General features: G+C 62.1%; 20 protein-coding genes and 2 pseudogenes. 12 read left to right on the top strand and 10 right to left on the bottom strand.

From position 1 onward, the window contains the following. Positions 1-25: 25 nt before the first annotated feature. Positions 26-718 (bottom strand): MerR family transcriptional regulator, encoded by a 693-nt coding sequence (locus K6M89_RS08880; protein ID WP_222139283.1) that lies wholly within the window; start codon positions 716-718, stop codon positions 26-28. Positions 719-1,172: 454 nt separating this feature from the next. On the opposite strand from K6M89_RS08880, the gene K6M89_RS08875 reads away from it, so the two are divergent. Further along, the gene (locus tag K6M89_RS08875; RefSeq protein WP_222139166.1) at positions 1,173-1,925 is read left to right on the top strand and encodes a pyridoxine 5'-phosphate synthase; all 753 of its coding nucleotides are present in this window, start codon (positions 1,173-1,175) and stop codon (positions 1,923-1,925) included. A 316-nt stretch (positions 1,926-2,241) separates the two neighbouring features. Here the strand turns inward: K6M89_RS08875 and K6M89_RS08870 are convergent, their stop codons facing one another. Beyond that, positions 2,242-3,147: an SDR family oxidoreductase gene (locus tag K6M89_RS08870; RefSeq protein ID WP_222139165.1), complete on the bottom strand. Its 906-nt coding sequence runs from the start codon at positions 3,145-3,147 to the stop codon at positions 2,242-2,244. Positions 3,148-3,268: 121 nt separating this feature from the next. Between K6M89_RS08870 and K6M89_RS08865 the strand changes: the two genes are divergently transcribed. Next, complete coding sequence (locus K6M89_RS08865) at positions 3,269-3,685, top strand: winged helix-turn-helix transcriptional regulator (RefSeq protein WP_222139164.1); 417 nt, start codon at positions 3,269-3,271, stop codon at positions 3,683-3,685. Here K6M89_RS08865 and K6M89_RS08860 read toward each other — a convergent pair. From K6M89_RS08860 to K6M89_RS08840, 5 genes are all read right to left on the bottom strand, one after another. Further along, a complete protein-coding gene (locus tag K6M89_RS08860) occupies positions 3,659-3,931 on the bottom strand; it encodes a DUF6429 family protein (protein WP_222139163.1) in 273 nt (90 codons plus the stop codon). The genes K6M89_RS08865 and K6M89_RS08860 overlap by 27 nt on opposite strands. Positions 3,932-4,038: 107 nt before the next feature. Continuing rightward, the gene (locus tag K6M89_RS08855) at positions 4,039-5,247 is read right to left on the bottom strand and encodes an MFS transporter (RefSeq protein WP_222139162.1); all 1,209 of its coding nucleotides are present in this window, start codon (positions 5,245-5,247) and stop codon (positions 4,039-4,041) included. Between the two features lie 102 nt (positions 5,248-5,349). Then, positions 5,350-5,973 (bottom strand): TetR/AcrR family transcriptional regulator, encoded by a 624-nt coding sequence (locus tag K6M89_RS08850; protein ID WP_222139161.1) that lies wholly within the window; start codon positions 5,971-5,973, stop codon positions 5,350-5,352. 60 nt (positions 5,974-6,033) lie between these two features. Continuing rightward, on the bottom strand, positions 6,034-6,951 hold the full coding sequence (locus tag K6M89_RS08845; RefSeq protein ID WP_222139160.1) for a bifunctional helix-turn-helix transcriptional regulator/GNAT family N-acetyltransferase: 918 nt from the start codon (positions 6,949-6,951) through the stop codon (positions 6,034-6,036). A gap of 233 nt (positions 6,952-7,184) precedes the next feature. Next, entirely contained in the window at positions 7,185-7,904 is a 720-nt protein-coding gene (locus K6M89_RS08840; RefSeq protein WP_222139159.1) for an aspartate/glutamate racemase family protein, read from the bottom strand. A 153-nt stretch (positions 7,905-8,057) separates the two neighbouring features. On the opposite strand from K6M89_RS08840, the gene K6M89_RS08835 reads away from it, so the two are divergent. From K6M89_RS08835 to K6M89_RS08820, 4 genes and pseudogenes are all read left to right on the top strand, one after another. Further along, a complete protein-coding gene (locus K6M89_RS08835; protein ID WP_222139158.1) occupies positions 8,058-8,522 on the top strand; it encodes an Lrp/AsnC family transcriptional regulator in 465 nt (154 codons plus the stop codon). 283 nt (positions 8,523-8,805) lie between these two features. Continuing rightward, positions 8,806-9,312, top strand: coding sequence for a BA14K family protein (locus K6M89_RS08830; RefSeq protein ID WP_222139157.1), 507 nt, complete (start codon positions 8,806-8,808; stop codon positions 9,310-9,312). A gap of 350 nt (positions 9,313-9,662) precedes the next feature. Beyond that, positions 9,663-10,928, top strand: a complete 1,266-nt coding sequence (locus K6M89_RS08825; protein WP_222139156.1) for an NAD(P)/FAD-dependent oxidoreductase — start codon at positions 9,663-9,665, stop codon at positions 10,926-10,928. 238 nt (positions 10,929-11,166) lie between these two features. After that, positions 11,167-11,568: pseudogene (locus K6M89_RS08820) on the top strand (GTP-binding protein); the annotation flags it as partial. Between the two features lie 547 nt (positions 11,569-12,115). Here the strand turns inward: K6M89_RS08820 and K6M89_RS08815 are convergent. Beyond that, the gene (locus K6M89_RS08815; RefSeq protein WP_222139155.1) at positions 12,116-13,162 is read right to left on the bottom strand and encodes an NAD(P)-dependent alcohol dehydrogenase; all 1,047 of its coding nucleotides are present in this window, start codon (positions 13,160-13,162) and stop codon (positions 12,116-12,118) included. 216 nt (positions 13,163-13,378) lie between these two features. On the opposite strand from K6M89_RS08815, the gene K6M89_RS08810 reads away from it, so the two are divergent. The 3 genes from K6M89_RS08810 (at position 13,379) to K6M89_RS08800 (ending at position 17,111) form a co-directional block, all read left to right on the top strand. Further along, a complete protein-coding gene (locus K6M89_RS08810; protein WP_222139154.1) occupies positions 13,379-14,287 on the top strand; it encodes an AraC family transcriptional regulator in 909 nt (302 codons plus the stop codon). Positions 14,288-14,379: 92 nt separating this feature from the next. Continuing rightward, the gene (locus K6M89_RS08805; RefSeq protein ID WP_097578877.1) at positions 14,380-15,435 is read left to right on the top strand and encodes a glycosyltransferase family 2 protein; all 1,056 of its coding nucleotides are present in this window, start codon (positions 14,380-14,382) and stop codon (positions 15,433-15,435) included. Continuing rightward, positions 15,435-17,111 carry a hypothetical protein gene (locus K6M89_RS08800; RefSeq protein ID WP_222139282.1) on the top strand — a complete coding sequence of 559 codons (1,677 nt, stop codon included), beginning with the start codon at positions 15,435-15,437 and terminating at the stop codon, positions 17,109-17,111. Before K6M89_RS08805 ends, K6M89_RS08800 begins: the two co-directional genes overlap by 1 nt. Here the strand turns inward: K6M89_RS08800 and K6M89_RS08795 are convergent. Next, entirely contained in the window at positions 17,106-18,110 is a 1,005-nt protein-coding gene (locus K6M89_RS08795) for a sugar-binding transcriptional regulator (RefSeq protein WP_222139153.1), read from the bottom strand. The two genes, K6M89_RS08800 and K6M89_RS08795, sit on opposite strands and share 6 nt — an antisense overlap. Positions 18,111-18,192: 82 nt before the next feature. Then, positions 18,193-19,043: pseudogene (locus tag K6M89_RS08790) on the bottom strand (ATP-binding cassette domain-containing protein). 149 nt (positions 19,044-19,192) lie between these two features. Between K6M89_RS08790 and K6M89_RS08785 the strand changes: the two are divergent. Genes K6M89_RS08785 through K6M89_RS08775 form a run of 3 tightly spaced genes read left to right on the top strand, consistent with a single transcriptional unit; the run spans position 19,193 to position 22,453 of the window. Next, a complete protein-coding gene (locus K6M89_RS08785) occupies positions 19,193-20,551 on the top strand; it encodes an extracellular solute-binding protein (protein WP_222139152.1) in 1,359 nt (452 codons plus the stop codon). Positions 20,552-20,564: 13 nt separating this feature from the next. Beyond that, complete coding sequence (locus K6M89_RS08780; RefSeq protein ID WP_222139281.1) at positions 20,565-21,530, top strand: ABC transporter permease subunit; 966 nt, start codon at positions 20,565-20,567, stop codon at positions 21,528-21,530. Between the two features lie 2 nt (positions 21,531-21,532). Then, complete coding sequence (locus K6M89_RS08775) at positions 21,533-22,453, top strand: ABC transporter permease subunit (protein ID WP_222139151.1); 921 nt, start codon at positions 21,533-21,535, stop codon at positions 22,451-22,453. Positions 22,454-22,464: the final 11 nt, after the last annotated feature.

The following is a 22,464-nucleotide window of genomic DNA, read 5'->3' as shown; positions in this document are numbered from 1 at the left end:
TGGCGGCCGTCGGGCTTGAGGCGAGTCAGGCTTGCACGATGCCGAGCAGGACGGCCTTGGCGATGGCCTGGAAGCGGTTGTTGGCGCGGAACTTCAAAATGATTCCGGCTTCGAGATCCCTCGTCTCGTCGTGTTTCAGGTCGAGTGCCCGGGCGATGCGCTGGGTGGAGTAGCCTTCCGCCATCAGTTCCAGGCAATGCCTTTCCTGCGGGGTCAGACTGGAGTTATCCTGATTGTCGTTGAGCGGCTGCGTCTCGATGCTGCCGTCGTAATCGAGAAGGTCGCCGACCTGCTGGAGCTGGCGGTGCAGCGTCGACATCTCCGCCGTCAGCTCGCGCTTGCGGACCTGCAGGGCTTCGCGGAACATTGCCTCGGCCCCCTCCTGCGAATCGGCTTTGCGAAGCTCGTCCATCAATTCCTGGATCACGGCAATCGGCATGCCCGTCTCGCGGCAGACGGTGATGACAGCCATGCGCATGACGTCGTCCTGGCCGTAGACCCGCATCAGGCCGATGCGATTGGCCGAAATCAATCCCTTCTCTTCGTAGAAATGCAGCGTCCTGTGCGTAACGCCGAATGCGTTGGCCATATCGGCAATGGGCACCGGACCTTCCGGTAGATCCGGCGGCAGCGCGGCCGAAGGCAGGAACCGGTATTTCGACCGGGCCTCCGAAGCGAAACCGGCGGCAGCAAACAGGCGTTTGGAACCGTCTGGCATGAACCCTCCTAGGGCATCTTGTTGCACCTCATGCGGATTTGCCAGTTGCTTCCCGGGCGCGGCGAGTGGGGTTTCCTCTAGGCGGTCTTGTCGATGGGAAAGAAGCAGTACGCGGCTTACGTTTACGCGACACAATGTCCACGTTATGCGTGAACGATCTTTTTTAGAAGTGCTAAAAATAATCTCTTTTAAATGGGATAGCAACGCGACGGCATTTCGTGTGCGGTTTGCGTACCGCTGCGCGGAAAAACATGCGCTGCGCTGCAATGGCTGGCGGTCGTCTCGAAAGGCGACGCGAAATACTGTTTGCGGTACGCACGCGCTCGCTGCCGGGCGGAAATGCCCGGCTTTCATCAGCAATAGGCATCGCATCCATCTGCGAATCTCGTTGGCCATCGCGGAACACTTGGCTTAAAAGCAGGGCCTCTCTTTTCGTGACCGATGGATGCCCGCCATGCCCGCCAAGCTCTCCGTGAACCTCAACGCCGTCGCCATGCTTCGCAACCGGCGCGATCTGCCATGGCCGAGCGTCGAAGCGCTCGGCCGAATCGCCCTTGCCTCCGGCGCCAGCGGGCTGACGGTGCATCCGCGTCCCGACCAGCGCCACGTCCGCTTTTCCGACCTGCCGGTCATCCGCAACCTGATCGACGACGAATTTCCCGGAGCCGAGTTCAACATCGAGGGTTATCCCACCGAAGAATTCCTCGAACTCTGCGCCGGCGCCGCGCCCAAGCAGGTGACGCTGGTGCCCGACGATCCCGCGCAGGCGACTTCCGATCACGGCTGGGATTTTCGCAAGCACCAGGCGTTCCTCACCGATGTCGTCGCACGGCTGAAGACGATGGGATGCCGGGTCTCGCTGTTTGCCGATGGCGACGGGGATGCGGAAGCGGTAAAGCTGGCGAAAGCGACGGGCGCCGACCGGATCGAACTTTATACCGGCCCCTATGGCGGCTGCTACGACGCGCCGGAACGAGCAGCGCCGATCCTTGAAGCGCTCGGCAAGACAGCGGATGCGGCGCTCGCCATCGGTCTTGCCGTCAACGCCGGCCACGATCTGACGGTCGCGAACCTGCCGGCATTGGTTAAGCGCATTCCCCAGCTTGCCGAAGTTTCGATCGGCCATGGGCTGACCGCCGATGCGCTGGAGTATGGGATGGCCGAGACGGTGCGGCGGTTCTGCCGGGCTTGCGGGCAGGCGGTTTGAGGAAGACTTTTCTCTCTGCGCTTTGACGGTGGAGGGAGGCCCGGCGTTGGCCGTGAGGGATATAGTGCGTTTTGAGTCTCCTGCGCCCAAGGACTTGGGCGCGCTGGATTCCTGTGACGAGCACAGGAATGAGGGTGGAGAGGTCATGTTTCCCCACAACCGCTGTGTCAATGGCGACGGGAAATTCAGGCGAAGGCGCTCAATTTACCCTCCTCATTCCTGAGCTTGTCACAGGAATCCAGCCACGGCGCGTCCGCGCCGTGAATGACTCATCCCGCAGGCCAGAGGGGTGACGCCAGTCGCCACCCCAATCTTGTCAGTGCCCACCAGCTCCAGCCGCCGTCAGCACCGCCTTATGCGCCACGAAGAAATCCTTCAGCGATTGCGGCTGTTTGCCCGTCAGCCTGGTGAAATCGCCGGTGACGATGTCGAAGTTGCCGGCGCGGATGTTGGCGTCGGCGGAGACCAGCATATCGGCGATGAAGCCGGGGAGGCCGGCGCCGCGCATGCCCTGGCCGAGCTGTTCGTCATTGACATCGACCACTTCGAGCGGCTTGCCGGCGGCTTCGGAAATGATGGCGGAGATCTGCCGGTTGGCGAGCGACACCGCGCCGGTCAGCGTGTAGGTGGCGCTTTCCGAGCTGCCGGAGGCAAGGGCTGCGGCGATCGCGAGCGCGCAATCGTCGCGCGAGATGTTCGCGACCTTGCCGTTGCCCGTGGCGCTATACCATTTGCCGCCCTGCAGGTTGTGGGGCATGCTGTGCATGTAATTGTCGTGATACCAGGCATTGCGGAAGATTGTGTAGGCGATGCCGCTTTCCTTGATGGCGTTTTCGGTGCCGAGATGGTCGGGTGCGAAGGTGACGAGCGAATTGTCGGGCGCCGGCATCGAGGTGTAGGCGATGTGCTTGACGCCCGCCTTGACGGCAGCGGCGACGGCGGCCTTGTGCTGCGCGAGGCGCTTGCCTGGGGTGTCGAGCGCATCGGTGCTGATGATCAGCAGCCGGTCGATGCCGGTGAAGGCCTTCTCCAGGCCGGCCGCGTCATCGAAATCGGCCTTGCGGCTGAGAACGCCCTTGCTGGCGAGTTCGGCGAGCTTTTCCGGGTTGCGGGTGGCAGCGACGATCGCGCCGGGGGCGACTTTATAGGTCTCGAGGAGATGGTGGATGACGCGCTGGCCGAGCTGTCCGGCAGCACCGGTGACCAGGATGGTTTCGCTCATGGGTCGTTCCTTCTGCGTTGTGTCTTGGTCTCAAAAAGAGACTAACGCTAGAATAGGAATTGACTTCGCCCTGTAAAGGAGGCAGCTTTTCGGCTGTAAGTTACCAAAAGGGAACCAGCAGATGAGCGCCGCAGTCCTCAGTCTGAAGAACAGGATGCCGGGGGCGCGGCGCGAGATCGATCTCGCCGGCCTCGATTTTTCCAACTGCCCGGTCCGGGACATGATGCAGCAGATCGGCGGCAAGTGGTCGACACTGCTGCTGGAGGTGCTCGCGGCCGAGCCCCGCCGCTTCGGCGAATTGCGGCGGATGCTTCCCGATATTTCGCAGCGCATGCTGACGCAGACGCTGCGTGATCTGCAGAGGGATGGTTACATCGCCCGCGAGGTCTTCCCGACCAAGCCGCCGAGCGTCGAATATTCGATGACCGATCTCGGCCGCTCGCTCTACCAGCCGCTGTCGCAGCTGTTGAACTGGGCGGAAGCGAACCATGATGCGGTGCGAGCCGCCCGCTCACATTTCGATTCCGCCGATGGTTAAGGGGTGTGGGCCTCTTTTACGTCGATCGCGTAAACAGAGCGCGAACAATTCCTCCGACCGCTGCAACCCTTCGTCGCTCAGAACAACCGATTTGGCTTTGCCCGCGGGATTAGCAATCAGGCCCTTCTTGTACAAACGATCCATCGCGTCCCAGTCGAACCCTTTCCAGGCCCGATCGCCGTCATGCAGCGTCAGCCAGAGCAAAGCGAGAACGGCATCGTCGATCTTTTCTTCACCCATTTCCATGCCGGAAGCATCCCTGTAAGAACGAGAAAACCCTGTCGTCCTCTTACTTTAACTCACGTATCATCCTGAGATCGACTCCGATTTTCGGGATTATGCGTCAGGTCGGCTTACCTGTCGCGCCGTTCCGTGAGGAACAGCAGGAAAGCAAGCGCCGGGAAGGCGAAGCCGATCCAGGCGGTCACCGTCCAGCCGCCGGTCGCATAGGCCCAGCCGCCGAGCGCCGAGCCGAGCGCGCCGCCGGCGAAGAAGGTGGCCATGAAAAGGCCGTTCAGCCGGCTGCGATGTTCCGGGTTCAGGCTGTAGATGGCGCGCTGGCCGCAGACGAGATTGGTCGTCACGCCGAAATCGAGCATGATCGCCGCGACGGTCAGCAGGATCAGCGCGGTGAGCGAGCCGTCGGCGGCGAAATGGCTGATCAGGAAGGAGGCCATGCCGAGCAGCATGGCGATGATGGATGCGACGTTCGTCATGCCGCGATCGGCAAGCCGGCCGGCAATCGGCGAGGCTACGGCGCCGGCGGCACCCGCAAGCGCGAAGAGGGCAATGCCGTTCTGCGTCAGGCCGAAAGCCGGGCTTGCGAGCAGCAGCGGCGTCGTCGTCCAGAAGAGGCTGAAGGCGCCGAACATGCCGGCCTGATAGAGGGCGCGGCGCTGCAGCACGCGCGAGGTCAGCGCCAGATGGGCCATGGAGGCAAGTAGTTCGCCGTAGCCGAGCTTCGTCTTCGGCACACGGGCCGGCAAGTTGGCGCGCAGGACGACCGCAAGCACCAGCATCAGTGCGGCGGTGACGTAATAGACCATGTGCCAGGAGGATGCCTCGGCCACGAAGCTTGCGAAGGGGCGGGCCAGCATGATGCCGCAGAGCAGGCCGCTCATGACATTGCCGACGACCTGGCCGCGCGTCGCATCCGGCGCCATGTTCGCGGCGAAAGGCACGAGCACCTGAACGGCGACCGAGGCAAGGCCGATCGATAGCGAGGCGGTGAGGAACATGGCGGGTGTCGTCGACAGCGCGGCACCGATCAGGGCGAGAGCGGAGACGGCAATCAGCAGCAGCACCAGCCGGCGGTTTTCGGTGAGGTCGCCGAGCGGCACGATCAGCAGCAGGCCGAGGCCGTAGCCGATCTGCGTCAGCGTGACGATCAGCCCAGTCGCGGCCGGCGTGAAGCCGAGATCGGCGCTGATCGGCCCGGCAAGCGGCTGGCCGTAATAGAGATTGGCTGCCACCAGCCCGCAGGCAGCGGCAAAAAGAAAAGTGAGCCAGGGGGAGAGGGCCCGTGAGATGGCCTCATCCGGCGTAGTGGCTGAAATGCTCATTTGAAACTCCGGTATTATTCGAAGATCGGGAAGATTGAATGCAAGAATGCTGGCTGCGACCACCCGATCCTTGACCGGGTGCCGGTCTTTGCTCGTCTGTTTTCAGCTCACGAGCTTCATCGCGGCTTCGGCCGCTGAAATCATTTCCTGTCGGCTGCGTCCCGTCTTGCCGATGATGCGCAGACCCTTGGTCAGGCAGAGGAAGGCGAGGGCGGCTGCATCCGCATCCACCGTTTGCGGGATGGTGCCGTCGGCCTGGCCGATGCGGATGAGATCGGCCATCAACCTCTCGTCCGCGGCAAAGGCGGTCGCGACATGGGCGGCGGTTTCCTCATCCAGCAGGGCGAAGTCATTGGCGCCGCCGACGACGAGGCAGCCTTTGCGGCCGGCATCGCCATAGGAGAGTTCCGTATAATACATCACCATCTGGAAGACTTTTTCGCGACCGGTCGACGCGGACGCAATCATCGCTTCCAGACGCCGCCGACCGAGTTGACGATAACGACCAAAAGCGGCGAGGAAGACGCCGCGCTTGTCCTTGAACGCCTTGTAGATGCTGCCGGAGGCGAGGCTCATTGCCTCGGTCAGATCGCTGATCGAGGTGGCGTGGTAGCCGCGTTCGGAAAAGACGCGCAGGGCCGAATCCAATGCGGCGTCCATATCGAACTCGCGGGGGCGGCCGCGGCTGCGGCTTTTTTCGTCTGGTGTGAGGCTGGCGTCGGTCATGTCCGCCTAATTAGGAAATGATCGTTTCCAAATCAAGCGAAACTTTTGCGTGCAGCAAATTCAGAGGGTGAGAACCCAGGTCTGGCCGTTGGCTTCCGGGCCGAACATGCAATGTCTCTCCTCGGAGACAAGGCGAAAGCCGGCCTTGATATAGATGGCGCGGGCGGTCTCCAGCATGTCGTTGGTCCAGAGCGAAAGCTCGCGGTAACTCTTCTGTCGGCAAAAGCGGATGCATTCGTCGACCAACAGCTTGCCGAGCCCGAGGCCGCGGGCCGCCTTGTCGACATAGAGCAGCCGCAGCTTGGCGATGCCATCGCCGCCATTGGTAACGAGGACCGAACCGACATTGACGCCGCCGCGTTCGGCGATCCAGCAATATTCCATGGCGGGGTCGAAGTTGGCGAGGAATTTGCCGGCGACCTCGGCGACCAGCGCTTCGAAGCGCAGGTCCCAGCCATATTCCTCGGCGTAGAAGCGCCCCTGGCTCTGCACGATCCAGCCGATATCGCCGGCGCGGTGGGGGCGGATGACGGCGGGGGCGGGTTTGGCCGCCGGATCGAGCAGGGCGCGGATCTTGTCCATGGCGGAGACGACCGCCTGCGGCTCGCCGGTCGCAAGAGTGTCGAAACGGGCGGCGATCTGCGCATTGGCGCGCCGGCCGAGTTCCTTGAATTGCGCATGTCCCCGTTTGGTGACAGTAATGATCTGGCTGCGCAGATCGGCCGGATCGGGGTTGGTTTCGATCAGTCCCTCGGCGCGGAAACGCTTGAGGATGCGGCTGAGATAGGCCGGGTCGAGATGCAGGTCGCGGGCAAGCCCCACGGCGCTGATGCCCTCATGCGAGCCGATCTCGAAGAGAATGCGGGCATCCGTCAGCGTATAGGGCGAGTCGAGATAGGCCTTGTTCAGCAGGCCGAGGAAATTCGTATAGAAGCGGTTGAAATCGCGCGCGGTTTCGATGAGGGCGGTATCGGACATGGTGATCTCCAGGGGAGACCTCGCCAGATTGTTGACAAGCCCGCTCCTCGCTCGCCGTCATCCTCGGCCTTGTGCCGAGGATCTGCCGCCCTATCGAACGGAGGCAGATGCTCGGGACGAGCCCGAGCATGACGGAAGGAGGGGTGGCCGACGTGCCAACAAACTGACAAAAGATCTCCGCATGAAGACATTTGTCATGCATTTAGTTGACTGAGTCAACTAAAATAGGTGCCTCACGCAACCTCTTCCGCCTCCGCATCCTCCGTGCCAAGGGCGAAATCGACTGCCGCCCTTGCGTGGATCGCGGTGGTGTCGAAGCCCGGCAGCGGCAGGCGGTCGGGATCGAGGATCAGGCAGATCTCGGTGCACCCGAGGATGATGCTGTCGGCGCCGTGCTCCACGGCGCGATCGATGATGTCGATCAGCTTCTCGCGCGAGCTGGCATGCACCCTGCCGGCGCAGAGTTCATTGAAGATGATGTCGTGCACGGTGGTGCGATCGGCGGCGTCGGGCACCATGATGTCGAGGCCGAGGCTTTTCATCCGCTCGGTATAGAAGCCGTGCTCCATCGTGTAGCGGGTCGCAAGCAGCAGCGGCCGCTTGTGGCCAGCGGCATGCATCGATTTCGCCGTTTCGTCGATGATATGGATCAGCGGCACGGAGATTTTTGCCGCGACCTTATCGGCGATCAAATGCATGGTGTTGGTGCAGATCAGAATGCAGCCGGCGCCGCTAGCCTGCAGGCGCTCCGCGACATTGCCGAGACGGCGGGCGGCCCCAGCCCAGTCGCCGGCCTTCTGCAGCGCGACGATCTCCTCGAAATTGACCGAATGCAGGATGAGCTCGGCCGAGGCAAGGCCGCCTTTGCGGGCGCGCACCATCTCGTTGACCAGGCGGTAATAAACCGCCGAACTTTCGAAACTCATGCCGCCGATCAGGCCGATCGTTTCCATCTCTTCATGCTCCCATGCTTCAGTTTCGAAAATGATGCCGCAATGGTCGCGCGGCTTGTTTGCATTGTTTGTCCTTTGGGAGGAAAACGTGCTATTATTTTGCATCCTTTGGCCAATTGGCGCAAACTGAAGGCGCAAGGTTTATTTCACACCATGCTTGATGATCGCGACAGACGCATTCTCGACATGCTGCAGAAGAATGCCGGCATATCCGTGACCGATCTTGCCGAGCGCGTGGCGCTGTCGGTCTCGGCCTGCTCGCGGCGCATTCAGCGGCTGGAAGAAAGCGGCCATATCGCCCGGCGCATCATCGTCCTCGACCGCGAACGCATGGGCGTGCCGACGACGGTTTTCGCGCTCGTCAAGACGGCCCACCATTCCGACGAATGGACGGAAGCCTTCCGCCGGATCATCAGCGACATCCCCGAGATCGTCGAGGCGCACCGGCTGACCGGAAACCACGATTACATCCTGAAGATCGTGCTGCCGCGCGTCGAGCATTACGACGTGATTTATAAGCAGGTCGTGCGCAAGCTGGAACTCTTCGACGTTTCAGCGTCGATCTCGATGGAAGAATTGAAACATGGAATGGCGATCCCCGTGGGCTACGCGCGGTAAACCGGTATTTTGAGGGTTGCGATATTATACGCAACAGCGATGTTCATAGCTGTTTCCTGCCAGGGGAAAGACTGCTCTGGTTCGGGCCTCCCGCACAGCATAAGGCAAGTGTAATTCCTGGGAAAAGCCAGGCTCGATTGCCTGAAAAACCGATAATCCCCCGCGCCATCGATCGCGATTAATTTCGTCTCTTTATGGAACGGTTTTCGACATATTGCGTTCACCTTTGGTTCAGGATGAGGGGAGGATATTTCCTCCAGTTGGAGGACAGAGGAGAACAGTCATGAGAAAGCTAACCGTCGCCGCGTTATGCTTGATCATAGGTGCCCCTGGGATCACGCCGGCTCAGGCGTTTCCCACTATCACCCCACCCAAGATCGAGGCGCAGCAGCAACAGATAGAGCAGGTACGGTGGCGTGGCCGAGGCGGGCATCATCGGCGGGATAATTGGGGCTGGGCCTTGGGTGGTCTAGCCGTCGGCACCATCATTGGCAGCGCATTGTCACAGCCCTCTTACGGCTCGCCCTACCGGTATTACGACCCACCCTACCGCTACTATGGCTCGCCCTACCGCTACTACGGCTCGCCTTACCGCTACTATGGCCCGCCCTACCGCTATTATGGACGGTATTATGCCCCGCCATATCGGAACTATGCTTCGACCGTCTATTACGGGCGAGGCGGCAGCCATGTAAACTGGTGCTACGCGCGTTATCGTTCGTACAGGGCTTTCGATAACACGTTCCAGCCCTATTATGGACCCCGTCGCCAGTGCATCAGTCCTTATTGATTGGCGCTTGCGCATCGGCGCTCGGAACTTCTTGCAAGCCGACCAATGTCGGCTTGCAGAGTTGAGGCCGGACAGCGATTACTACGCGTGACTTCTGCTCGACCAGCTTTGCTGGCTGGGATTGCAGGCATGTGTGATAATCTCGGCTTTACGGCGCGGCGCAGATGCGCACCTCGTGCATTAAATCTTTAATTTCCGACATGCGCTGCTCGCCCGAAAATCGCAGCGTATTTTGCGCGACACGCTCTGTCGACTGCGATCGGTGCAGGGGAGCCATTCCGAAACGGCGGTTGCATCCTTTGCCGCAAGGACCACATTGACTTCAGCAAGATGGCGCAAAGGGGCAGGGCATGAGCGATCACCATGTCGTCGTTGTCGGCGGCGGTTTCGGCGGGCTGCAGCTGGTCAACGGATTGAAGGGTGCAGGCGTGAAGATCACGCTCGTCGACCGGCGCAATCATCATCTCTTCCAGCCGCTGCTCTATCAGGTGGCGACGACCATTCTCTCCACTTCGGAGATCGCCTGGCCGATCCGCCGCCTCTATGCCGATCGGCCCGACGTGACGGTGCTGCTCGGCGAGGTCACCGGTGTCGATAGCGGCGCCAAGACGGTGTCGTTACGCAACGGCATGACTCTCGGTTATGACACGCTGGTGTTGGCGACCGGGGCGACGCATGCCTATTTCGGCCGTGACGAATGGGAGCCGGTGGCGCCGGGTCTGAAGACGCTGGAGGATGCAACGACGATCCGCCGCCGCGTGCTGCTCGCTTTCGAGAAGGCGGAGATGGAGGCCGATCCCGCCGTGCGCGACGCGCTTCTGACCTTCACCATTGTCGGCGCCGGGCCGACCGGGGTCGAGCTCGCCGGGATCATCGCCGAGCTCGCGCATTTCACGCTGCCGAAGGAGTTCCGCAATATCGATACGCGCAAGACCCGTGTCGTGCTCGTCGAGGCCGGCCCGCGGGTGCTGCCTACCTTTGCGGAGGAGCTTTCGGCCTATGCGCAAAAGGCGCTGGAGAAACTGGGGGTCGAGGTGCTTCTTGGCAAGCCGGTCACCGAGTGCAGCGCCGACGGTGTCCGAATCGGCGAGACTTTCACGCCCAGCCGCACGATCGTCTGGGCGGCCGGCGTCACCGCCTCACCGGCGGCGCGGTGGCTTGATATTCCGGCCGACCGTGCAGGGCGCGCCATCGTCGAAAAGGATTTGAGCGCGCCGGGCCTGCCTGATGTCTTCATTATCGGTGATACGGCCTCTGTCATGCGGGAGGATGGCAAGCCCGTGCCTGGCATAGCGCCCGCCGCCAAGCAGCAGGGCGGCTATGTGGCAAAAGTCATCCGCGCCGGCCTGTCCGGCAAACCGGCGCCTGCGCCTTTCAAATATTGGCATCAGGGGAGCCTGGCAACGATCGGCCAGAGTGCGGCAATCATCGATTTCGGCCGGATCAAGCTCAAGGGCTGGATCGCCTGGTGGATCTGGGGCATCGCCCATATCTACTTCCTGATCGGCACCCGCTCGCGCTTTGCCGTCGCCTGGAACTGGCTGTGGATCTATCTGAGCGGCCAGCACAGCGCCCGGCTGATCACGCAGCGGGAGACGATGCGGGAGGAGGGGTAGGAGTTCTGCGCCGCCTCTCCGGCCTCATGAGGGCTGATTGTTGTGCCACGGCGCGCGTCGACGGTTGGACCTCCAACAGCAATAGACCAACCTTGACACATCTCCCCACACGCCCTTAGCATCCCGCCCGCGTCTTCTCTCCACCTGGGATGCCGCATCCAGCCGTATCAACGGACAGAGGTCCCAATGCGCCGAGTCACTTCTCACGAAAATCACATTTCTGAGAAGATGGTGGTTCATGCGCACTATGAATCTGGGCATCCTCGCCCATGTGGATGCAGGCAAGACTAGCCTTACCGAAAGACTGCTTTTTAACGCCGGCGTCATCGACAAGCTCGGCAGCGTCGATAGCGGCGACACACAGACGGATACGCTCGAACTCGAACGGCAGCGCGGCATCACGATCCGGGCCGCGGTGGTGTCGTTTGCGATCGGCGACGGGACCGTCAATCTGATCGATACGCCCGGCCATCCGGATTTCATCGCCGAGGTGGAACGGGTGCTGGGATTGCTGGATGCGGCGGTGGTCGTCGTTTCGGCGGTCGAGAGCGTGCAGGCGCAGACGCGCGTGCTGGTGCGGGCGTTGCGGCGGCTTGGCGTTCCCTTCGTCTTTTTCATCAACAAGGTCGATCGCCTCGGCGCCCCGGTATGGGGAGGTGATGGAGGCGCTCGCCGTGCAGTTGGCCGTCCGACCGATCCCCATGTCTTCGGTCATCGATGCCCGTAGCAAGCTTGCGCGGGTGGAGGCCCTGGACGCGGGAAACGAGTCACTTTTTTCGGCGCTCTGCGGGCGCTCGGGGAAAACGACGAAGTGCTGCTCGATGATTATGTGCTCGCGTGTCGCGAGACGGTTGAAGCGGTTCGGGTGAATGATCACCTCAAGAGAGATGATGAAGGGAGTGGCAGTCTCTTCTCTCACTCATGCAGGGGTCATTCACAGCGCCGACGCGCCGTGAATGACTCTCAGATGCGGGTGACAGAGTTTCCCGTACAAATAGAGCCTCATGCTGAGGTGCGCAGGCCAAAGGCCGGAGCCTCGAAGCACGGGGCGGGCGCTCCGGTGGCGGGGGATTGGAGCGGCGTCGGCGGGCGATGCTTCGAGGCGATCCTGTGGATCGCACCTCAGCATGAGGGCGGATGCCGGCCGCCAATAAAAAAGCGGCTCCCGAAGGAGCCGCTCTTGTTCCTCAAGCCGCCAGCGAGGCGATGTCGATGACGAAGCGGTAGCGTACGTCGCTTTTCAGGACGCGTTCATAGGCTTCATTGACCTGGTCGATGTTGATCTTCTCGATCTCGGAGACGATGTTGTGCTTGCCGCAGAAATCGAGCATTTCCTGGGTTTCCTTGATCGAGCCGATCATCGAGCCGGAGATGCTCTTGCGGCCGGGGATGATCGAGAAGGCGTGAACCGGGATCGGGTTCTCCGGCGCGCCGACGACCACGAAGGAACCGTCGACCTTCAGCAGGCCGAGATAGGCGTTCCAGTCGATCTCGGCGCTGACGGTGCAGATGATGAGATCGAAGGTGCCGGCGAGCTTCGTGAAGGTCTCGGGGTCGTTGGTGGCGTAATATTCCTTGGCGCCGAGCTTCAGGCCGTCTTCCTTCTTGGAAAGGGTCTGGGAGAGAACCGTGATGTCGGCGCCCATCGCCGAACCCAGTTTGACGCCCATGTGGCCGAGGCCGCCCATGCCGACGATCGCGACCTTCTTGCCGGGGCCGGCATTCCAGTGGCGCAGCGGCGAATAGAGCGTGATTCCGGCGCAGAGCAGCGGCGCGGAAGCATCGAGCGGAAGATTATCAGGGATGGACATGACGTAGCCTTCCCTGACGACGATCGAGTCGGAATAGCCGCCCTGCGTCCTCGTCTTGCCGTCGGCTTCGAAGTCGTTGTAGGTGCCGCAGAGGCCCGGCATATACTGTTCGCGGTCGAGGTCGCGCTCGGCGCAGCCGACGCAGGAATCGACGAAGCAGCCGACGCCGACGCGGTCGCCGACCTTGAACTTGGTGACGGCGGAGCCGACCGCGGAGACGATGCCGGCGATCTCATGGCCAGGGACGATCGGATAGACGGCGTTCTTCCACTCGTTGCGGACGGTGTGGATGTCCGAATGGCAGATGCCGGCAAACTTGATGTCGATGACGACGTCATCGGCATTCGGCTCGCGGCGCTCGAAGGTGAAGGGGGTCAGCGGCTTAGAAGCGTCGGTGGCGGCATAGCCTCTTGCAATAGGCATGGAACCTTCCTTTTTCGATTTTTGAGGTGGGGGTTGAGCGGTATGACGCACTATTGCCCCGAACGCGGCGAGGGAGGTAGAGTGATCCTCCAAGCTTCTTGCACGATCCTGCAAAAATGAGCGGACGGCCCGTTTTCGAAATGCCCGGGCGAACCTAGATAGAAGCCACTTCGGATTAGAGCCGATCAGCAGGCGTCAGACAGAAAGAGTTGCCGCATGACTTTGCCCTTCAGCCCCTACCAGGAAATCGTCGACATCGCCATGCGCTTCGCGCCTGGCGACGGCGAGTTTTCGACCGCGATCGGCAATCTCCATGTCAGCCGCCGGTCCAAGCCCAGCGATCCCTTGCACAGCAGCTACCGGCCCTGCTTTGCCTTCGTGTTGCAGGGGGCCAAAAGCCTGCAGCTCGGCACGGAGCTCATCAGCTACGGCACCGGGGATTATCTCTTGACCTCGCTCGACCTGCCGGTCGCGTGGCGCGTCACCGAGGCTAGCCCCGAGGTTCCGCATCTCTGCCTGGGGCTGGCAATCGATTCCGAGAAGCTCTTGGAATTGCTGAGCCGCATCGACATTCCGCGCCCGGCCGCCGATACCGACGGGCAGCGCGGCATGGTGGTGAACGTCGCACCGCCGGAGCTGATGGATGCCGCCGTCCGCCTGCTGCGCTTGCTCGATCGTCCAGGCGACATTCCCGCCATGGCGCCGCTGATCGAGCAGGAGATCCTCTACCGGGTGCTGACCGGGCCGCACGGCGCGCGACTGATCAATATCGCCACGGCAGACAGCCACAGCAACAGGATCGCCCGTGCCGTCGCCTGGCTGAAGGAGAATTTCGCCCGGCCGCTGCGCATCGAGGACCTCGCCGAGCGCGTCAGCATGAGCGTGTCCTCCTTCCATCACCACTTCAAGTCGGTGACGGCGATGACGCCGGTGCAATACCAGAAGCAGCTTCGCCTGCACGAGGCGCGCCGGCTGATGCTCATCGAGCGGCTCGACGCTGGCACCGCCGGCCACCGCGTCGGCTATCAGAGCCCGTCGCAGTTCAGCCGCGAATACAGCCGCCTCTACGGCGCTTCGCCGGCCCGTGACATCGATGGCGTGCGCGAGATGATGGCAGCAGAATAGACGCCGGCGGCCCGGCCAAACGCGGTATTAAAGGATGCTTGACGTTTCCCGGCTAGGCTGGCGCCATCCATCAAGCAGGCACCGCCGTCCGCATGACGCAAGCACCGTTTCTTTCCATCGTCGCGCCTTGTCACAACGAGGAAGAGGGGCTGCGCGAATTCTGCCGCCGCGCCTCTGCTGCCGCGCAGAGCGTTGCCGGTGACGCCTTCGAGCTCATCCTCGTCGATGACGGTTCCTCCGACGGCACCTGGGAGATCATTTCGGAACTGGCGGCAAAAGTGCCGCAGGTGCTCGGCGTTCGTCTGTTGCGCAATCACGGCCACCAGCTGGCGTCGACGGCGGGCCTTTCCGCCTCGCGGGGCGAGCGCGTTCTTCTGATCGACGCCGATCTTCAGGACCCGCCCGAACTGCTGTTGATGATGATGCCGATCATGGAGCGCGGCGCAGACGTCGTCTACGGCCAGCGCACGCGCCGCGAAGGCGAAACCTGGTTCAAGCTCGCCACCGCTTCGCTGTTCTACCGCGCGCTTTCCAGGCTCGCTTCCGTGACCATTCCGCGCGATACCGGCGATTTCCGGCTGATGCGCCGGCGCGTCGTCGATATTCTGCTGGCGATGCCGGAACGCGATCGCTTCATCCGCGGCATGGTCAGCTGGATCGGCGGCAGGCAGGTCGCTCTGCCCTATGAGCGCGACGCGCGTTTTGCCGGCACGACGAAATATCCGTTGCGCAAGATGATCAATTTCGCGCTCGATGCGATCACCAGCTTTTCGACGACGCCGCTGCGCATCGCCACATGGCTCGGCATGATCAGCGCCGGTGTGGCGATGGCCTTGCTCGTCTATACCTTCGTGCGCTGGCTGCAGGGCGAGACGGTCACGGGCTGGTCGTCGATCATGGCCGCCGTCAGCGCCTTCAGCGCCATCCAGCTGATCTGCATCGGCATTATCGGCGAATATCTCGGCCGTCTCGTGCAGGAGAGCAAGAGGCGGCCGATGTTCATGATCGAGACGATCCTGCGCGGCAGCGAACATGCCGAGCTGCCGACGGCCTTTTCGGAAATGGGCGCCGGCGACAAGCGCGCAGCACTGGATGCGGCCTTTGCGCCAGGCGAAGCGCGCCCGAAGAAGAACAGCCGGGCCGGATGATGGAGCGGATTGCTGCGCCTGTTCATGCGGCAGCCGGACCTGAGGATCTGACCGCCCGGCAGGATTCTACGGTTGCAATCATTGCTTTCGTCGCGCTCGCTGCGGCGCTGGTGGTGCTGTTTCCCTTTCCGCCGGTTCTCGATTACGCCAATCACTACGCCCGTATCTGGCTGCTTTCGGGCGGCATCGGCGAGCCGCCGTTTCCCGAGATCTACGCGATCGACTGGAACCGCACCTTCACCAATGTCGGGATCGATCTTCTGGCGGCCTGGATAGGGCCGCTCGTCGGCGCCGACCGGCTGGCGCGGGCCTTGCTTTTCCTGGCGATCGTGCTGCCGCCGCTTGGCGCGATCAGCCTGCACCGGACGCTCTTCGGCGGCCGGCATTATTGGCAGATCGCCATGCTGTCGCTTGGCTGGTGCGCCACGATGATCGGCGGCTTCATCAACTTCCAGATCGGCCTCGGCATGGCCCTTTTCTTCGCCTGCGCCGATCTGCGGCTGCAGCGCCGAAATTTTGCCCTGCTGTTTGCCTGGCGGTTTGCCGCCGCGCTGGTGCTGACGGTGATGCATATCTTCTCGCTCGGCTTCTATATGGCCGTTGTCTGCGGCCTCGAATTTTCCTGGCGTTTCGACATCTTGCGGTCGAAGGCAGGGCTGATGAGGCTCGTCGGCCGTCTGGCGCTGGCGATCGGCGCCTGCGCCCTGCCGCCGCTTGCGCTCTATCTGCGCACCACCGCCTTGCCGAATGCCGGCGGCGATGGCCTCGGCCTGGTCTGGAACGATGGCCTCGTCCCGATCGTCATGAACCTGCTTTCCGCCATCACCACCTATGTGCCTGTCGTGGATGTCCTGCTGGTTCTGCCGCTGATCCTCATCTGCACGCGCGCCGCTCGCGCAGGCGACATCCGTATGCATGCGGGCCTTGCCGTCGCCGCCTGCGGGCTGCTGCTTCTCTCCTGCGCCGCACCGCTCCACGTGCTCGGCACCGGATGGATCAGCTGGCGCTTTCCTGTGATGGCGGCGCTCGTCGCCATGGCGATGGTGTGCCCCTTCGCCAATCTGCCGGGCCGGCAGGCGCTATTGCTGGCGCTCGTCGTCAATCTCGCGGTTTTCGGCCGGACCGGCTGGATCGGCTGGAACTGGTGGCTAGCGCAGAAAGATGCCGCTGCCGTCGAGACCGTGCTGAAAAAGGTGCCTGCCGGCGCGGCCGTTCTGCCCTTGGGGCACGAACCCGAAACGGCCGGCGGCTTTGCCCACTCTAGCCGGCATTTTGCCTGGGGGCTGGACACCTTCCGGCACCTGCCGACGCTTGCCGTGCCCTTCTCGCATGCTTTCGTGCCGACGCTCTTTACCGCCAAAGGCAAGCAACCGCTCACCGTCCTGCCGCCCTGGTCGGAGATCGCCGTTCCCGAGGGCAATCTGGTATCGGTCGGCGTGCTTTCCTGCCCTGAGATGATGCAGGTATACAAAGCCTATGCGCCTTATCTCTCCGACTGGCGCAGCCGCTTCGATTTTATCCTGGTCGCGAACGCCGATATTCCCGACCGTTATGTCGGCGTCTTGATGCCGGCCGGCCTGACGCTGGTCGAGGATGCCGGTTTCGCCAAGCTCTACGCGATCGACAAGGCGGGAGAACCTCTTTCGGTTCCCGCCGGTTGCGTGGCGGCTCTATGAACCGCTGCCAGCCCTGAGATCGACCGCAAGCTGTCGCGCCTGGCGGGCCGTGTCCTCATCGCAGATCAGCACGTTCCCCAGACCCGACAGCAGCACGGCGGCGATTGCCTGCGCCTTGTTCAGGCCGCCAGAGGTGAAGATGACGTTCGGAATGGCGCGCAGGGCTTCGAGCTCAGGCGCGATCGCGCATCTGTTGATCGCATGTTCGATCGGCCGCCCTGTCGTGTCGACGAACTGGCCGAGAACATCGCCGCAGGCGCCGGCTGCGACCAGTTCCTCGATGTTGATGCTGCTCGGCAGGCCGTAACGCATCAGCAGCGAGCGTTCGGTCATGTCGCCGATGCTGAGCACGATGACGTCATTGGCCTCGATCTGGCGAAAGGCCGTTTCAAAAACGTCCTGCTTGATGATGGCGGTGCGCGATTCCGGGCTGCCGGCATAGATCGGCGCTGCGAGATAGGCGCATTCGGCATTGAGCTGGCGGGCGAGATCGCTCGCAATGTCGAACGTATTGATCTCGATGCCGTGCGTCAGCCCGCCCATGACCGAATTGACGCAGATATCGGGCCGTCTCAGCGACGGCATGTGACGCACCATTTCGCGCAGTGTGGCTCCCCAGCCGACGCCGACACCGCGGATGTTGCCGCCGTTCACCAGCTGTACGAGATAATCGGCGGCCGCCTGGCCGAGCAGAACGGGGATGAGTTCCGCATCCTCCGGCGTCGGTACGATGATTGCGCGATTGAGCGAGAATTCCGCCGCCAGCTGCTGCTCCAGGGCGACGCAGGAGGTCAGTCGGGAATTAAGCGTGATCGTCACGAGGCCGGAGCGGCGCGCCTCGGCGATGATCTTGTTGACACGAAGCCGGTTGGTCGACAGCGCTTCGGCGATCTCGCCCTGCGTGCGTCCCTCCATATAATAGAGCCAGACGACGCGCACCTGCATCTGCTCGTCGGGCAGCGCTACGGGCGCAAGAGAAGCACTTCTGTTCTGTGACATGCGATAAACTGCGCCTCCGCTTTGACGCCATGGATCTCAAATCCCCGGCGCTTGTCAATCGCAGGGGCCTGCCGTCAGCAGGTCAATCGGTTCGCCGCCCCGTCGTCCTGCTGAAGGGATGCAGATCGTCCCTTCGCACATGACAGGAAGTGCGCTCACCCTCCTGTAGATGCTGATCGGTCGGGACGCTCGCGACGATGCGCTTATCGCTGCCGTCGATGCGCAGATGCACGTTGTTCTCATCACCAACGGTCTCGATCAATTCGACATGAGCGTCGAACTGGAGATCGCGCGCCGACCCGGCACCGAGATCGACCGCGCCCGGCCTGATGCCGATGAGATCCGTATCTTTCGGCAGCGGGAGGTCGCAGGGGCCGAGCTCATCGAGATCGATGAGGTTCATCGGCGGAGAACCGATGAAGCCGGCAACGAAGACGGTTTCGGGGCGGCGATAGACCTCGATCGGCGTGCCGATCTGCTCGATCCGGCCGCGGCGCGGCCCATGGCGACGCGCTGGCGCTGGCCGCCGGAAAGCTGGCGAGGGCGCCGCTCCAGGAACTCGCCGATCTCCAGAATGCCGGCAGCATTGGCGATCCGCCGGTCGATCTCATCGCACGGCACGCGGCGATTCTTGAGCCCGTATTCGAGATTCTGGCGAACGGTCATGTGGGGATAGAGCGCGTAGTTCTGGAACACCATGGCGATGTTGCGGTCGGCCGGATCGACATGGCCGACGTCGTTTCCAGCGATTCTCAAGTGCCCGGAGCTTATGGCTTCAAGGCCGGCAATCATCCGCAGCAGGGTCGATTTCCCGCATCCCGAAGGCCCGACCAGCACGATCATCTCGCCGTCGGCGACACTGAGATTGATCCCTTTCACCGCGGGAACCGCTCCGTAATTTTTCTTCAAATCGATGAGTTCGATCGCTGCCATGGCATCCTCCTTCGGTATCGTCATACATTTGTAACATGCTATTGACATTTGTAACAAGTAACCCCAACCTTGTTTTATCGCCACTCTGGGAGGGGTTGATCGGCGCAAGCGCGCCGGTCGGCGAAAACGGCTATGGAGAGGAAAACGAAATGACGGCAGAGTCTTCGATGGGCGCCCGCTTGCGGCGGGCGATCCGCTCGTTCGCGGCGGGTGCAGCAGTGGCGACGCTTGGATTGGCAGCTGCGGGTGAGGTGAGCGCAGCCGATCGCGTCAAGATCGAATGGTGGAATGCGGCAGGCGGGCGCCTCGCCGAAATCACCAACAAGCTGATCGCCGACTTCAATGCCTCGCAGGACAAATATGAGGTCGTCGGCATCGGCAAAGGCAATTACGAGGAGACCATGGCGGCGATGGTGGCCGCCTACCGCGTCCGCCAGCAGCCGGTGCTGATCCAGGCGGCCGAGCGTGGCTTCCTCACCATGTACAATTCCGGCGCCATCATTCCGGTGCCGCAGCTGATGGAAAAGGAAGGCTACAAAATCGACTGGAACGATTTCGTCGCGCCGGTCGCCGGTTTCTATCTGGTCGACGGCAAGCCGGCGGCGATGCCCTTCAACAGCTCGACGCCGATCTTCTGGTACAATGCCGATCACTTCAAGGCAGCCGGTTTCGACAAGCCGGGCGAGACCTGGCAGGAGCTCGACAAGCAAATGCGTGTCATCAAGGAGAAGGGCGTTTCGAAGTGCCAGATGGCGCTGGCGAACGACTTCTACTGGAGCCTGATCGAAAACTACGCGGCGATCCAGGACCAGCCTTACGGCACCAAGGCGAATGGCTTCGGCGGCCTCGACACCGAATTCATCTTCAACAAGAGCCCACTGGTGGTCGGCCAGGTGACGCGCCTCAAGACCTGGCTCGACGCCGGCATCCTGCAGATCGCCGGGCAGGGCCTCTCGCCCGACCAGCTGTTCACCTCGGGCACCTGCTCGACCTATGTGGCTTCCACTGCGGCGCATGCTGCCGTCGAAAGCGGTGCGAAATTCAATTGGAGCGCGACGTTCCTGCCGCATGAGGAGGGCATCGAGCCGAAGAACAGCACCATCGGCGGCGGCGCGCTCTGGGTCCTGAAAGGCAAGTCGGAGGAAGAATATGCCGGTGCCGCCGCCTTCCTGAACTTCCTCGCCTCACCGAAGACGCAGGTCTGGTGGAGCAAGCAGACCGGCTATGTGCCCGTCACCAACGGCGCCTATGAACAGGCGAAGTCCGAGGGCTATTTCAAGGATCATCCGACCCGCGAGATCGCCATTCTCCAGCTCACGCGGGGCACGCCGACCGACAATTCGCGCGGCTTCCGTTTCGGCAACCATAATCAGTCGATGGCGCTTCTGGTGGAAGAGATCCAGGGTGTCTGGACCGGTCAGAAGACCCCGCAGCAGGCGCTGGACGCGGCGGCGGCGCGCGGCAACCAGATTCTTCGCCAGTATGAGCAGCTTCATGCAGCAAAGTAGAACCTTGGGAAAGATGGAAGGCGCCTCCCGGCGCCTTCGCATCCCGGATATTCTGTCGACGGGGCGCTCAATCGCGCAGCCTTCCGAGGCCGGGTTGAAGTCCGCCCATTTCAACAGGCCCTGGCTTGCATTCGGCCTGGTCGCGCCGCAGCTGCTGATCCTGCTGTTCTTCTTTTTCATCCCGTCCTACAAGGCGCTGTCGCTCGCCTTCGTTCAGGTCGATCCCTTCGGCGGCACGCAGATTTTCGTCGGGCTCACAAATTTCTACAATCTCTTCGCCAGTCCGGAATATCGCGGCAGCGCGCTGTTTACGCTGTGGTTCACCGTTGCACAGAACGCTGCGACGCTTCTGCTTGCCGGCCTGTTCGCCTTTGCGACCGATTTCGTGATCAGGGGCAGGGGGATCTACAAGAGCATCATCCTGCTTCCCTATGCGATCGCGCCTGTCATATCGGGTGTGATCTGGGCCTTCCTGTTCAATCCGGCAGTGGGGCCGATCGCTCAGCTTCTGCACGACTTCGGCTTCGAATGGGACCCGAACCGGCGTCCTTTCGATGCGCAGCTTCTGGTAACGATCGCCTCGGTCTGGAAGAATGTCTGCTATGATTACATCTTCCTCGTCGCCGCATTGCTGGCCGTGCCTGCCTCGCTGCTGGAGGCGGCAAAGCTCGACGGCGCAAGACCCGTCCGGCGCTTCTTCACCATTTCGCTTCCCTTGATCTCGCCGACGATCTTCTTCCTCGTGGTGATGAACTTCGTCTACGGCCTGTTCGAAACCTTCGGCATCATTGATGCGGTCACCCGCGGCGGTCCGGCAGGGGCGACGAACAGCCTGGTCTACAAGGTTTATCAGGATGGTTTCGTGCAGCTCGACCTCGGCTCGTCGGCCGCCCAGTCGGTGCTTTTGATGCTGATCGCCATCCTGTTTACCATCGTTCAATTCCGCGCGCTCGAGCGCAAGGTCAATTACCAGGTGTAGCCATGCCCGAACGCCATCTCGGTCTATCGATCTTCTGCCACGCCATATTGCTGATCGGCGCGGTTTTCGTCTGCCTGCCGCTCTACTTCGCCTTCGTCGCCGGCTCGCTCACCTTGCAGGAAGTTCAGCAGGCGCCGTTCCCGGTTTTGCCCGGCTCGCATTTCTTCGAAAACCTGGCCGCCGCCTGGCAGCAGGGCGAGTTCTCCCAGCTGTTCCTGAATTCGATCATCGTCACCGCCGGCATCGTCGTCGGCAAGCTGGCGATCTCGCTGATCGCCGCGTTCGGCGTCACCTATTTTCGCTTCCCGTTTCGCATGACTGCATTCTGGCTGATCTTCGTGTCGCTGATGCTGCCGGTCGAGGTCCGCATCATCCCGACCTATGAGGCGGTCGCCGATGCTGCCGGGCCGATCCGCTGGCTGGCGGGAACGATCGGTCTTTCCGGTGTCGTCGAAGGGCTGACGGGATACAGTATCGAAGCCTCGTTGAAATGGAACATGGTCAACAGCTATGCCGGCCTGATCCTGCCGCTGATCGCCTCTGCCTCGGCGACCTTTCTGTTCCGGCAGTTCTTCCTGACCGTTCCCGACGAGCTTTGCGAGGCGGCCAAGCTCGACGGGGCCGGTCCGTTGAAGTTCTTCAAGGATATCCTTCTGCCGCTGTCGAGCGCCAATATCGCGGCGCTGTCGATCATTCTGTTTCTCTACGGCTGGAACCAGTATTTGTGGCCGCTGCTCTTCACCACCGACAAGGAGATGGGAACGGCCGTCCTCGGGCTGAAGCAGCTCGTTCCCGTCTCCGACTCCGCGCCTGCCTGGAACATTGCGATGAGCGCTGCGCTGCTCGTCATGCTGCCGCCTGCGGCCGTCATTCTCTTCATGCAACGCTGGTTCACCAAGGGGCTGGTGGACTCCGGAAAGTAACACGCGACATC

The organism is Rhizobium croatiense (genome assembly GCF_019793465.1).
Lineage (GTDB): Bacteria > Pseudomonadota > Alphaproteobacteria > Rhizobiales > Rhizobiaceae > Rhizobium > Rhizobium croatiense.
Note: the sequence above shows the minus strand (reverse complement) of the source record. Positions and strands in the feature narration are given on the sequence as shown.